This is a genomic window from Acetivibrio sp., assembly GCF_035371925.1.
Lineage (GTDB): Bacteria > Bacillota > Clostridia > Acetivibrionales > Acetivibrionaceae > Hungateiclostridium.
Window position 1 is genome coordinate 1 of record NZ_DAORXT010000074.1, and the last position, 14,353, is coordinate 14,353.

General features: G+C 36.7%; 8 protein-coding genes, 1 pseudogene and 1 riboswitch. All 9 genes and pseudogenes read left to right on the forward strand.

What is annotated here, in order from left to right; all coding sequences use genetic code 11:
* Window positions 1-1,642: 1,642 nt before the first annotated feature.
* The 9 genes and pseudogenes from PLH43_RS10130 (at window position 1,643) to PLH43_RS10170 (ending at window position 13,958) form a co-directional block, all read left to right on the forward strand.
* Window positions 1,643-2,710, forward strand: a complete 1,068-nt coding sequence (locus PLH43_RS10130; protein WP_324362703.1) for an S-layer homology domain-containing protein — start codon at window positions 1,643-1,645, stop codon at window positions 2,708-2,710.
* Between the two features lie 57 nt (window positions 2,711-2,767).
* Entirely contained in the window at window positions 2,768-5,920 is a 3,153-nt protein-coding gene (locus tag PLH43_RS10135) for an S-layer homology domain-containing protein (RefSeq protein ID WP_324362706.1), read from the forward strand.
* Window positions 5,921-6,097: 177 nt separating this feature from the next.
* Window positions 6,098-8,137 (forward strand): carboxypeptidase-like regulatory domain-containing protein, encoded by a 2,040-nt coding sequence (locus tag PLH43_RS10140; RefSeq protein ID WP_324362708.1) that lies wholly within the window; start codon window positions 6,098-6,100, stop codon window positions 8,135-8,137.
* A 141-nt stretch (window positions 8,138-8,278) separates the two neighbouring features.
* A riboswitch (Fluoride riboswitch) is annotated at window positions 8,279-8,337 on the forward strand.
* A 54-nt stretch (window positions 8,338-8,391) separates the two neighbouring features.
* Window positions 8,392-9,564, forward strand: a complete 1,173-nt coding sequence (locus PLH43_RS10145) for a cation:proton antiporter (RefSeq protein WP_324362710.1) — start codon at window positions 8,392-8,394, stop codon at window positions 9,562-9,564.
* 121 nt (window positions 9,565-9,685) lie between these two features.
* Window positions 9,686-10,267, forward strand: coding sequence for an SMI1/KNR4 family protein (locus tag PLH43_RS10150; RefSeq protein WP_014256036.1), 582 nt, complete (start codon window positions 9,686-9,688; stop codon window positions 10,265-10,267).
* Between the two features lie 23 nt (window positions 10,268-10,290).
* A pseudogene (locus PLH43_RS10155) lies at window positions 10,291-10,642 on the forward strand (DUF4180 domain-containing protein).
* A gap of 84 nt (window positions 10,643-10,726) precedes the next feature.
* Window positions 10,727-11,359 (forward strand): class I SAM-dependent methyltransferase, encoded by a 633-nt coding sequence (locus PLH43_RS10160; protein ID WP_324362716.1) that lies wholly within the window; start codon window positions 10,727-10,729, stop codon window positions 11,357-11,359.
* Window positions 11,360-11,726: 367 nt separating this feature from the next.
* Window positions 11,727-13,058 (forward strand): serine hydroxymethyltransferase, encoded by a 1,332-nt coding sequence (gene glyA / locus PLH43_RS10165; RefSeq protein WP_014256034.1) that lies wholly within the window; start codon window positions 11,727-11,729, stop codon window positions 13,056-13,058.
* A 252-nt stretch (window positions 13,059-13,310) separates the two neighbouring features.
* Window positions 13,311-13,958, forward strand: a complete 648-nt coding sequence (locus PLH43_RS10170) for a LysE family transporter (RefSeq protein WP_324362719.1) — start codon at window positions 13,311-13,313, stop codon at window positions 13,956-13,958.
* The last annotated feature ends 395 nt before the right edge of the window (window positions 13,959-14,353 follow it).

Sequence of the window (14,353 nt, forward strand, 5' to 3'; positions counted from 1 at the left end):
TACTACAAGAATTAAGGAATAAATGTTATTAAATGGAATGAAAATATGGAATTTTAGAACCGACTTTATTATATGGAAAGAATTGGGGAAATGGTCCTAAGGCGAGAAGGGATAAGGGTTTGAGGGAAAGTCGTTTGGAGCGGAGTTTATTTTAAATATACACGTGTTGTATAATTCAAATAAAGTTCACTCCGTAATAATAAAGTTCGCTCTATAAAAATAAAGTCCGTTCCAAAATCCCGCAGCAGATGCAGGAGAAAACCTGCTTGGCTGCGGGATTTGATTTTTTGTAGGGAGAGTTAAGGGGTAAGTAATAAGGCTGAAGAAAACGATTTGAAAGGGATTGAGAGTATTATATATTGAAAAAAGAATAGAAAAAGCACGTGAGGAAATGCAACCATATAATTTTGCCCCTTGCAACTTACCCCTATTTGGAACCGACTTTATTTAAAAATTGTTACAAGAATTAAGAAATAAATGTTATTAAATGGAATGAAAATATGGATTTTTAGAATCGACTTTATTAGATGGATGAAATTAGGAGAATAGGGTTGAGGTTAGATGGGATAAGAGTTTGAGCGATTTCGCTTTGGAGCGGAGTTTATTTTAAATATACATTTTGAACGTTTTGTCTGTCTTAATTTCTGGTTTCATTATATAAATATTGAGAGAAGTGAGATGCTTATTGATTTTATTCATTTATTTAGATATAATTTTGATGTTCTGTAACTTGTTATAAATTGAGTAAGAACACCAAAAATGTGCCAGCAACTGGCAGTAAAGAAATAGGTAAAGGAATGAACATTGAAAATTGAAAAAAGTTTAGTTGATAGGAAGAGTTTACCTCCACAAAATGGTAATGCTTCGCTGAGCATAGGAATAAGGAGTTAATTTCCTATGGATTTAGCTACAGCTTTTGGTAACATAAATTCTTATAGACTTTAGCTAAGTCTTTTGCATATTGGAACATGCAAATCAAAGAATTTCTCACAAAGAAGTTTTTCGTATCCCTGAATAAGGGGACTTTAATCCGTTATTGAGCACCGTATGGCTGATTAAGGATTTTGACACGTGCCTTCATCTTAAGTTTTAAGCATCTGGACACTTGTGTAAATCAGCGGATGCCATCTTCAATGTGAGCTTAGACTGCCTTTCCATAGCTGGATTTACAACCAGGATTGTCACATTTATGCTTTTTCGCCAGTTCCTTAGAGCCATTTTCAGGCATCTTTACTTATGTTTTCTATTCTTCTTATCAATACTCCGGTAATAATAAGATTCAATATCTAAAGAATACGATCAACTGTGCCGGTTCGTGTATATGTATGGATAATGTTTCTTAATCCTATATGGGAACGAATTGTGAAAATGTTGCCTGATGTTAAGCATAGGCTCATGTATCGAATTATATACCGGATATTGCTAAAGAAGAAAGTACCGGATCTTACTGCTTTAATGAAGATTACCTGAAGGTAAGGAGAAAGAGTTATCGAGGAGACTAATCAAAATCTGATGAAGTTTTTGATTAGTACGAGAAGCCGGAGTTAAGCGTATTTGTATTTCAAAGCCCGGGGCGGGAGAAAGTCAAGAGAGAGAATATAACTTAAATATTATAATATTAAATTTAGGGAGGAAATCAATAATGTATGCAAAAAAGAGACTGCTATCATTTGCTATGATGATTTTTTTTATTTTTACTCAGTTTTTGATTGTGGGAGCGGAAACACCAATTGGTTTTAATGGCTTTAATGACATTGAAGGTCATTGGGCACATAGTTTGATCGAGTTGAATGCTAAACGAGGAAGAATTGCAGGTTATGAAGACGGAAGCTTTAGACCGTCTCAAAGCGTTACCAGGGCGGAATTTGTAACAATGGCAAACAAATTCTTTGGTAAAAGCGGCGGTGAAGAATTTGGATGTTCCTTCACGGACGTAAATGAAGACGATTGGTTTTTTGCAGATGTGGCTACTGCCGAAAAAGCCAGATACATCAGTGGTTATCCTGACGGTACCTTTCGTCCGAAAGCGTTAATTACCAGAGAAGAAGCCGCTGTAATTTTATGCAGGTTGATAAACTTTGATCCCATTTTAAATGCAGATAAAATTAAATTTACCGATTCAGAAAGCATTTCACCGTGGGCTTTAGGGTATGTAAACAGGCTGGCTTATGATAACATGATTAAAGGATACCCTGATAATACGTTCATGCCTAAAAACCCTGTGACCAGAGCCGAGGCTGTTGTTCTTTTGAATAATGCACGTGTAAGTTTGATGGAACCACCTATATATACTCCACATATTACGGACTCATATAATGTGAGCCCGTCACCGTCGGAAACGGCAACACCTTCACCTACACCCTCAACTACACCTTCTCTTACACCTTCACCTACTCAGAAAAAGGCGAGTGATAAACAAACGGGTAGTGATAAACAAACGGAAAAGGAACCGTCAAAAACCTATGAACCGACTCCCGAAGTTGTTAACAACAACGCTCCTGAGATTGATGCCGTTCATGTTTCTACATATACCGCATATAAAAATGAAAAGGTTAGATTAACCGCTTACACTTATGATGCCGATAACGACATATTATCCTATATCTGGAGTGCGGAGGGCGGAACGGTTGAAGGGAATTCAGAAACGGCTGTCTGGACTGCTCCTGAATCACTGGGAGTATATAATATTACATTAAAGGTCTATGACTAAAAAGGAGGAAACGCGTCAACATCCTGCACCATAAAGGTGGTTGAACCTGTCTATGGTATGGCTGATCCCTTGGATTTAATAAAGGATGATGGTGACGAAGACGGTGATAATCTTTTGAATTCCGAAGAAAAACTGTTTAGAACAAATCCCTTTATCAGCGATTCTGACTATGACGGACTAAGTGACTATGAAGAGTTGAAGGTATACGGTACCGATCCATTGAAGGCAGACTCCGATTCCGACGGAATTTTGGACGGTGCGGAGGTTATTCTTAAACTGGATCCCAATAAAGAGTCCAGCGATAATGTTTTGAAAGACGGCGAAAGAGTAATTGATTTTAAGAAAGACTTCATTGTTTCTGTGAGTGATTCGGTATACTCATGGGTTAGAACATCAATTTCTTCTATGTCAGATGAAACAATCACATTTTCACAGCTGTTCGAAGAAGAAACCTCTTTGGCAATAAATAAAGAGACTAAGGGAACTATAGAAATGAGCGGCAGCGGGAATCTGATCAGCGACATTAAGATAAGTACCGTTGACAATCCTTTGTTGTGTGCACGACCCAATGTTGTGGGGCTGCCGATTAAAATAGAAAGCAAATTGTTGAATGGACTGAAGCCTAACGATATGACCGTTACATTGTTCTATGATCCTTCTGAGGTTCAATCGAAAGGCATCGATGAGAACGACCTTCGGTTATACACCTATGACCCTGTAAGCAAAAAGTGTTCACCGATTAAAAATTCAACAGTTGATGTTGAAAACAATACAGTAACTACAGTTTCATGTGAAATGTCAACTTATGTTATGGGAGTACAACTGGAGGATACGGATTTTACAAAAATAAATCTGTCACTGGTTGTAGATATGTCGGAAAATATGCTTGGAGTCGATTATGAAAATACATACCGGTGGAAGAGGCAGTTGGAAAATGTAATCTCGGCGGTGAATGATGTATCGACGGTATCATTATTGCAATTTACGGGTTCGTCATATACAATTCAGGAGCTTACAAGGGATAAGTCCACCGTACTTCATCTGTTAAACGATATGGAGTATGCTTATATTCCTGAGAAAGGAGACCTCTTGAGCGGTTTTGCGGAAGGAATCAACGTGCTGGATGATGCAGCTGACGGAGCTAAAGTAATGCTGATTTTAACAGCCACATATAACAGCAGTCAAAAGAGAGAACTGGTTGACCTGGCCAATCAGGCGGCTTCTAAAGGAATTATTGTGTACATTATTGACGATACCCGTAATGGGAATGCAAGAGAGTTGAAGGAGATTGTATCAATTACGGGAGGACGTTACTTTCATATAGATTACCACTACAGCCAGGCTAACGATATTATCCTGGATTTAAATTCTGTTAAAGTTGACGAGAGTATTTCAATGAAAAATCTGAATTTTGCAATGGCAAGTTTAAGCATGGCTGCTTTACAAGCTCCTGCAAAGGAGTGGTCATTAAAACTTTACGATATAACAAAGGATAGCTGGAGTTTTAGAAATCATGGTTCATATTTAAGCCCGGGAGGATTGTGTGCAGGGTTTGTTACCACGTGCATAGGAAATTATTATCAAGTTTTGCCATTGTCTATCACAACAAACACCGCGATCGGAAATACTACATTAAGCGATAGTGCTTTGGAATATTTGGATTATGCTTCTTGGTCACTTGACTTTGATCCAACGCGGGTTTTTTCGCTGCGAGGTTCTCCTGTAGATGTTGATACCGAGTGGAGAGAAAATCGGATAGCATATAACCTGAGGTTGTTTGATGATATATTTGATTACGGTAAAGAACCAGTCGACATCAACATTTATAACCTGACACCTACAGATAATTTGAGTTCAACACAGGATACTTTATCGAATGTTCGTAATGTTTGGGGAGCATTCACAGATGTAAGGGAACATGCTGTTAGAAAAGCTATTGAGAGTTGGCATGTTATAGCCAATACAATGCTTCCAAATGAATTTTATCGTGTAAGATATGTTGCGAATGATGCAGTACCGATGGAAGTAGTTAAGTACATTGTTGATTCGTTAGATCGTGGAGATGTGCTTTATGTCGGTGTCGGAGCCGATATAGGAGGTCATGCCCTGCTGGCATATGATCAGGAATCCGATGAAGAACTCAATACCGTTACATTGCACATATATGATTGCAATACTCCTTACAGTGAAGACAATGATGACTGGATGAATTGTCGAGTTATCTTGACAAGAAATGAAGGACTTAATACCTACACCGCCACTTACTTGCCATGGCAGAGTTGGGCTCCTATAACGAGATTTAGTGTTATGAAAACCAGTGAATTACTAAACTATATGTATGAGAATTCCACATACCTTGAAAAAGTAACTTATAATGCGGACGAAGATTCATATACTTTGACGACAAGGTTGCCTGTTGTCGATACCCGCGTACAAAATTACGGAAATGAAGACAGCCCGGTTTGTGTTGTTGAAAGAATAAATGATACAAACTTTGTAATAAGACCGGTAAACGGGCTTGGAAAAAGGCTGAGAGATTGCGGTTTCCAAGTGGAGTTTAACATTCAAATCCATGATGGTTTCAAAGAATGGGTGACTGTTTTTGACCATCCGGAAACTCAGCTTTTTACGGATGTTTCAATATCGGATTGGTATTATGAATACATAAAAGAGGTTGTTAAAAACGGCTATATGCAAGGTACGGGCAACAAACGGTTTGAACCTGATTTGGTTGTAACAAGGGCACAAATAATTACGATTGCTTTAAATATGCAGGGAATTGACTACAACAATCATCCGGCCCTTGAAGAGCCTGGGGATCCTTTCACTGATGTGGCTCCGGGATCGTGGTATTACAAAGCGGTGAAAGTTGCCAAGGAATTAGGATATGTAAACGGATACCCGGACGGAAGGTTTGGTCCGAATGACCCTGTCCAAAGACAGCATGTGGCGACGATATTGGTTAATATCTTAGATTCGCTGAAAGAACCACCTGAAGGCTACTATGAATTGCCAATGTTTTCCGATGAAGAGGATATTTCCAACGGACATATAAGAGATGTGAAAAAAATAGCGTATAACCGTGGATGGGAGGGATTCTATACCTTTATTTCCGATACTCCGGAATTTAGACCGACGTTAAATATTAACAGGGCAGAATTTGCAAAAATCATATATAAAATTGCCACATTGGATGGTTACATGTATTAATTGAGGAATCAGGGGGGTATTGAAGTTGAAAAAAAGTACAGTTTGTTGAGTTTATTGGTAATTTTAGTATTTTTAATTTGTAATACTTGTGTATTTGCTGAAAATGCTATAGAGCAATCTGAATCTTCAAATGGCATAACGAGCAGCAACAATTTATCGAGTGTTGGATATATAACTTTGGAAAATGAATATATTAATGTAGCAATAAGACCAAACGGGAGGTTTACAATAGGAACCAATGAAGGCAACCCGGAAATTGCAACCGATAACCGCAAGAAGCTTTTGTATGGTTGGCCGGGCGGCGGTACGTCATACACCACCGTCAGGATTGACGGTATCGACTACTATTATGGCGGGGAAAATATTTCAACTCCCCCGCACAATATTGATGAGGAGTACCGGAATTCATCCGCAGCGAAGTATGGCAATGTTTATGTGCGACAGGACATAAGCCTGGTTGATGGAGGTTTTTCAGGCATGATGGATACTGTTGAAATCAAATACATTGTTACTAACAATGATACTATTCCCCATTATGTGGGGATAAGAATCATGCTGGATACGATGCTTGGAAGCAATGACTATGCACCTTTCAGGGTTCCAGGCATAGGGGATATAGAGACAACCACTACATTTTTAGGTGATGAAATTCCGGATTATTGGCAGGCAATGGACAGCCTTGTCAAACCGACGGTAGTTTCCCAGGGGACTAATATAAAATACCAGCAAAACCCGCCAGACAAATTTGTACTCGGAAATTGGCTTACTTTAGCTGAAAACATGTGGAATTCAAATTATACCGGTTATAACGGAGACAGTGCAATTGCGACTTATTGGGAGCCTAAACAACTGGCACCGGGTGAGTCAACAGAATACATAACATATTATGGTATCAGTAAAATTACCATTGCAGGAGATAAACCGCTTGTTGTTATTGTAAGCGGCAATACCAGCCTTAGTGCGACCGAAACAGGTTATGTTCCGAATCCTTTTACCATTACGTCATATATAACTAATAACACGAATGATACTATAAAAAATGTGATGGCTAAAATTATTCTGCCGGACGGAATAGTACCTTATACTGGAACCGATACTGATATAGTTATCGGAGATATGACAGCCAGGAGTCATAAACAAGTTTCATGGCAACTGTTTGCAGGGCAAATACCGGAGCAAAAAACTTTGGAGTATAAAGTTGTAGTCTGGGGAGATGATACGGAGCCCACTGAGGTGACCAGGCAAATAACAATTCCCGCTTCAATAAGTGATATATTTGATGATGGGACCGATAAGGAAAAATACAGGATTTTACGAGAGATTGGTAATGATTTTGAACAGGATATTACATCGAGAATTCATCGCAAACCGGAAATCAAAAATGTGAGAATAACGCCGGGGGACCAGGAAGGAGTATATGAACTGTATGTGGATGAATATTTCGTGGATACTTCAAAGGGAGCTTCTCCTTTCTTCTACTGGGCATCAACAAAGGGATATTTTGAAGATAAAAAAATTGATAACTATAGGAAAGTAATCTTTCACTGTGATGAAGGGACTTCCGGACAAAAGGTTAGTATTTTGCTGAAAATGGGTGACGGACTGGGAAATGTTGTATACAAGAAATTATATGTAGATGGTATCGGCACAACTTCTTCTGCCGGAACCCTTGAGGCAAAATTTACAAATCTGGTTGCATCGGTAAAATCATGGGATACCATGAGAATCAGGTATAATATTTCCTATACTGATTCGGAAGGCCGGCCCGTACCTGGAACCAAAGTAAGTCTGTATTATTCGTTGGATAATCAGGCTGAATGGAAACCCATTGCAAGGGATTTGGTAGGGGTCAACGGATACAACTGGATAGTTCCGGATTTATCGTCTTCAAATGCGAGAATCAAGCTTGTTGCAACGAATGATGGTGTAATAAAGGAAGTAATATCCCAGCCCTTTACCATTATGCCGGATATATACATAAAGGGAAAGGTTGTGGATCATAACGGAAATCCGATAGTGAACGCAAAAGTAATTATTGGGGACCGGTATACTTATACAGATGTAAACGGTTGTTATATAATTAACCGTTTATCGCCGGGAGTGTATTCCCTTAGGGTGGAAAAAGAAGGAGTAGAGTTTGAAAAGACTCAATACGATAATATTGTTCTTAGTTATCTGAACCGGAATACCACAAAGAACTTTTATGGGAAGCGGTAAGAAAAATAAAGTTTATTCATGAATATAACCTCAAAACCTACTGTGTTGTTAAGTTTTGCAATATTATGATTACACTTATTTTAGAGGTAATGTATATTGACTAATATAATAATTTAGTATAATATTATTAATCATAAAAATTGAATATATGGTGATGGAGTTCACCTGAATTGCTTAATGCTGATGACTCCTACAGGAATAAACAATATTGTACCTGTAGGAGTTTTTTGATATTTGTAGGGAGGTTGGCTTTAATGGCTGCAAGTTTAGCAATGATTTTATTGTTGGGGTTACCGGCAAAAAAGATGTTTGAGAAATTGAAATTGCCGGGTTTGCTTGGAATGCTTATATTAGGTGTCTTAATAGGACCGTATGGTCTTAATCTGCTGCAAAGGAATATGCTTCAAATATCGTCGGACTTAAGAAGTATTGCATTAATAATTATTTTATTAAGAGCAGGACTTGGACTTAATAAAGATGTTTTAAAGAATGTTGGTGTTCCTGCATTAAAGATGAGCTGTATACCCGGATTAATCGAGGGTTTATTTATTGCATTGGCATCTGTATATTTTCTTGACTTTTCATTTTCCCAGGGAGGAATGTTAGGCTTTATTATTGCTGCTGTTTCTCCTGCTGTTGTTGTGCCTTTTATGCTTAAGTTAATGGAAAGCAACATTGGCACGAAAAATGGGATACCGACTTTGATATTGGCTGGTGTATCTATTGATGATGTCTTTGCCATTACTGTGTTTAGTGCTTTTTGGGGTTTATACAGCGGCACTGATATGAATATAGGTATACAATTAATAAATATACCCATCTCGATTTTATTAGGTATTATGGCAGGAATAATTTTAGGGTTTGTTTTGATAAATATTTTTAAAAGATTTAACATTCGTGATACAAAAAAGGTATTGTTATTGCTTGGATTTTCTATATTACTCAATCAGTTGGAAGTTGTAATGAAGACGAAGATTCAAATAGCATCCCTCTTGGGAGTGATGACTGTAGGTTTTATATTGACGGAAAAACTTCCGGATGTAGGTAGGAAGCTATCCGATAAGCTCAATAAAATATGGGTATTTGCAGAAATATTATTGTTTGTATTGGTAGGAGCGGAAGTAAACGTAGGTGTGGCAATAAAAGCAGGTAAAATAGGGATACTATTGATTGTAATAGGTTTAATGGGAAGAAGCATAGGCGTAATAATATCTTTACTAGGTACAAATTACTCTTTTAAAGAAAAATTATTCTGCGTCATTGCTTATATTCCGAAAGCAACAGTACAGGCTGCAATGGGTGCTGTACCTCTGTCGATGGGGGTGGAATCGGGAGATGTAATACTGGCAATTGCAGTGTTATCCGTATTGATTACTGCACCGTTAGGGGCAATTGGGATTCACTATTCAGCGAAAAGTTGCTTTTAGAAAATAACTAGTATAAGCTAATAGAAGATGACAATGCTTTGAAATCGGTTGCAACACAAAGTTTCAGTTGCTGTAACTGCAGCAAAAGAAAGTTTTGATTTGGTTTTGGAAGGATTTCTGTATGAAAGTCAAAGACTTTATTAATGAGATTAACAGCATATATCCCGATATAGATAAGAATGAAGTGGCATCGGATGTCTTAATAAGCGAAAAAGAAAAGAGTTTAGGATATAAACTGCCGAAATCTTTTAAAACTTTTTTGAAGGAATTTTCAAATGGCATAATGTTATTGGATGCAGAGCCTATAGGAGGAGTCGGAGAAGACGATGATTCTCCTTGCGGGTCGATTTTTTTAGCTTCTTCTCAAATAAAGAAAAGTATTATCAACATAATTCCGACAAAAGAAACAATAACTCCTGATAAGCTAATTGCATTTTCACTGTATGATGCCATGGATTCGGCAAACAATTTCTGGGTATTTATCTGCGATAAGGAATATACTGATAATGAATATAGGGTTGGGTTGATCAGTCAATATACAGAAGATATTGTTGTAGTGTTAGATAGTTTTGAAGAATGGCTTACAGTGTTTTGGAATGCAAATAAGGATTCTGATGATGCAGTATCGGTATTTCATTCAATGTATAAAACCTGGGAAGAAAGAGAAGATTTATTAAGACCGGATTGGAGAAATCAGGATTAGGTTTTTGGTATGGATATGGATTTATGAATATAAATGTTGTGGAAGAGAACAATGTTAAAATCGCTGTTGTAAAAAGTAGCGATGTATTGATAACTGATGTGCAATCGGCACTGAATTTTATAGCGACTGTAGGGTTTGAAACAGGTTGTACGCGTATAATTTTGAATAAGTCGGCAATTTGCAATAATTTTTTGACTTGAGCACGAGACTTGCAGGAGAAATATTGCAAAAGTTTATTAATTATAATACTAAATAGCCATTGTAGGGGACTTTTCCGTTTATACAAGTAAGAGTTTAAAGGATTTTATTTACGAGTGTAATAAAGGAAAAGATATATTTTTCTTGCCTGATGAAAAACAGGCAATAGAAGACTAAGTAGGGTTTAGTTCTGTTGATGTACGTCATTAATAAAATGCAATAATCGATAAGCGTTTTTAATTACGTATTAGGGAGGCCTGCATGAATAGCGATAGGAGCATTGATGCCTATAAAAGATTTTATGAAGATATCAATTTCGACAGAGCAGGGTTGTTTGAAATATTAAAAAAGGAATATGGCTGCAATACGGTTTTATATCCGGGTTGTTCTATACATATAACACCTTCTTTTTATTTCCAGCATGTAGTATATCTGGACATTAGCAAAACAGCCAAGGATTTCTTTGATGATATTCATAACATTTTAAACTATATAAACAACATTAAAAAATATAAGCAGACTGCTTATGTTCAGTTTATTCATGCAGATTATACAAAACCGCTCCTGTTAAGAGAAGAGAATTATGATTTACTGGTTGCACTATATGCCGGAGAGATTATTAAGTCGTGTAAGAAATATGTCAAGCCCGGTGGCATTATACTAACCAATAATCACCAAAAGGATGCAGAAGAGTCATTAAAGGATCCATCAATTACTTTGGATGGATTGATTTATAAAAAAGGAAAGAAATATTTGATAGAGAAAAATAACGTTGGTGATTTTAAAGATATATTTAAAAAATACGGTAATACAAAAAAAGATATGAAAAATTCCGCTAATGGATTGGAGTATGTAGATAATCAATGTTACTTTGTATTAAGGAAGAGTAAGTAGGATTATTATGCTATAAAAGCCTTCAGTTAAAAGACTATTTTATTTTTTTATCGCAAATTGCGGTATTAAATTGGCAAGATAAGCTCCATGAAAAACAAATATATGGAGAAGAAAGGATATTTACTAAGTGCTGGATTTAATGTGAAAAGCTCGGATCATAGAGACTAATAAAACTGTTATTTCAATAAACTACGAAACTGATACCGGACAATACGGAAACATGCTGAGGGAATGGTTTTACTGAGTTGACATTGGGAAAAAATGTGTTAATATTGTATAGTGTATACTAAATGGATAAATTTAAAAGTGAAAAGATAAAATCATTAAACAAAAATTAAAAATAAATTAAAGAGAAGGAAATGTTGATATGAAAAACAGAGAACTATTTTCCCAAATAAACCAAGTAATTGCTTCTAAAGATTCTGAGGTGGCTGAACTTATTTCAGCAGAGAGTTATCGGCAAAGAAGTACAATTTGCCTTATCCCTTCAGAAAACTATGTTTCTGCCGAGGTGGCTTTGGCGTTGGCTTCACCTTTTACAAACAAGTATTCTGAAGGATATCCGCATGTTTGGAAGGAAGGCAACTTAATCGACAAAAACGGAAGGTATTATCAGGGACAGGAAAATGCCAATAAACTTGAGAAATTGGCTATTCAGAGAGCTCTTGAGTTGTTTACGGATAATCCGTCAGCTTATCATGCCAATGTGCAGGCAATCAGTGGAGCACCTGCCAACCTTGCAGTGATAGGAGCTTTCCTGAAACCGGGAGACACATTAATGGGACTTGCTCTTGATTACGGAGGACACTTGACTCATGGACATAAAGTTAGTGTAACAAGTCATTATTACAATGCCGTTCACTATACACTGAATGAAGAAGGAAAACTGGATTATGACGAAATTGAAAGACTGGCGGAAGAGTATAAGCCAAAACTTATAATTTCAGGAGCAACAGCTTACCCGTTGAAAATTGATTTTGAGCGTTTTGGCAGAATTGCAAAAAAGGTGGGTGCAATTTTATTAGCAGATATTTCTCATATTGCCGGTCTGTGTGTGACTGGGGAACATCCGCATCCTTTTCCGCATGCAGATGTAATTACTTCTACCACGCACAAAATACTTAGAGGACCGAGGGCAGGTGTAATTGTATGTAAAAAAGAATATGGTCCCCAAGTTGACAAAGCTTTATTCCCTGCATTGCAGGGCGGACCTCATATGAACACAATTGCAGCAATGGCTGTTGCATTTAAGGAAGCAATGTCTGAGGAATATAAAGCATATGCGAAACAAGTTGTGAAAAATGCAAAAGTATTGTCTGAGAAGCTGAAAGAATATAAATTTAAGCTGATTTCAGGGGGCACTGAAAATCATTTGATTCTTATAGATGTGGTGAATAATGAAAACGGTGTTACTGTAAAAAATGCAAGTTGGTTTGCTGAGAGGTTAGAATTGGCTGGAATTGTAACTAATAAAAATACAGTTCCGGGAGATGCCAAACCATGGAATCCATCAGGAATTAGAATGGGAACACCTGCAGTTACTACTTTAGGTATGAAAGAGAAGGAAATGGAAAAAATAGCCGAATTGATATGGTTAACTGCAAAGCATGCAGAAGATGATTCAAAAATAGCTGAGATAAGATCTGAAGTGGAATTGTTGGTAAGCAAGTTTACAGAAGATAGTAATTTCATTATATAAATTCCGATTTAATAGGATAATAAGTGAGATAAATGTGGTTGCCGGGGAATCGAGATTTTTCATGGCAGCCACATTTTGTCATGTTTGTTTTTTATTCATTGTTACTTAGGCAATCTGAGAATTTAGCATTACCCATCTTGTTTCATTTCAAATGGAATTATGTTATAGTAGAGTCGCATATATTTATTTGCACAAATACGGGATTATAGAGAATTAATAATGAAATACTGTGATTTAGAGAGGTTTGTATAAATGTTTTTGTGGGGAATATTTATCAGCGCTTTTATAATAGGCTTTTCAGGTGCATTGATGCCTGGTCCGATGCTTGGGATTACGATTAACGGCAGCCTAAAAAAAGGGTGGAAAGCAGGACCTTTGATAGTTTTGGGGCATGGAATACTGGAAATTATATTGGTTATTACCATGACTTTCGGGCTTAAAGATTTATTCGCTAATAAGACGGTTGCAGGAGTTATCGGATTAATTGGCGGTGCTTTTCTTGCATGGATGGGGTATGGTATGATAAAATCCGGTATCGGCAAATCCGTTTCTTTGGAGAGCCAAAGGACGGATAACGGAACCGAAATGGGCAATCTTGTTTTGACAGGAATAATTGTGAGTGCCACCAATCCGTATTTTATTCTGTGGTGGGCATCGACAGGTGTGGAATCGGTACGTCAGTCTTATGTGTTTGGACTGTTTGGTGTTTTGGTCTTTTTCATAGGACACATATTATCGGATTTTGTATGGTATTCGGCTATTTCCATCGCCTTTTCCGGCGGCAAAAAATTAATAAGCGATACCGTATATAGCTGGATTGTTATATTGTTGGGCTTATTTCTTGTAGCGTTTTCCATATATTTTATAGGCAGTGGCTGGAAGATGCTGTTAGGTATGTAGATTGAATTATTATTTATGTAGGTTGAACTATTATTTATTATGAAATAAATCTTATAATTCATTCAAAAACTTACGATTATATTTACATTGTGTAAACTGAATTCCGTTTTTCATGAATTAATTAAATCAAATTTTTTTGCAAATTCAATCTTAGATAATAAAGATATTAAGTTTGAAAATTATAGTTTATTAAATGCAGAATATAAAGGAATATCACTTGATTTATTGAAAAAGTCCTCAGTCACCGATTGAACTTTTAAAGAGCAATGAAATTTATACAAAGCAAAAGGGATTTAAATAACGATTCAAATATCTAAAAAGAAATCTTAAAAAATTCAAGAGATGATTGTCCCACAAAAAGCTAGAAAATATAAACAAATAGAGCAAAATATGAT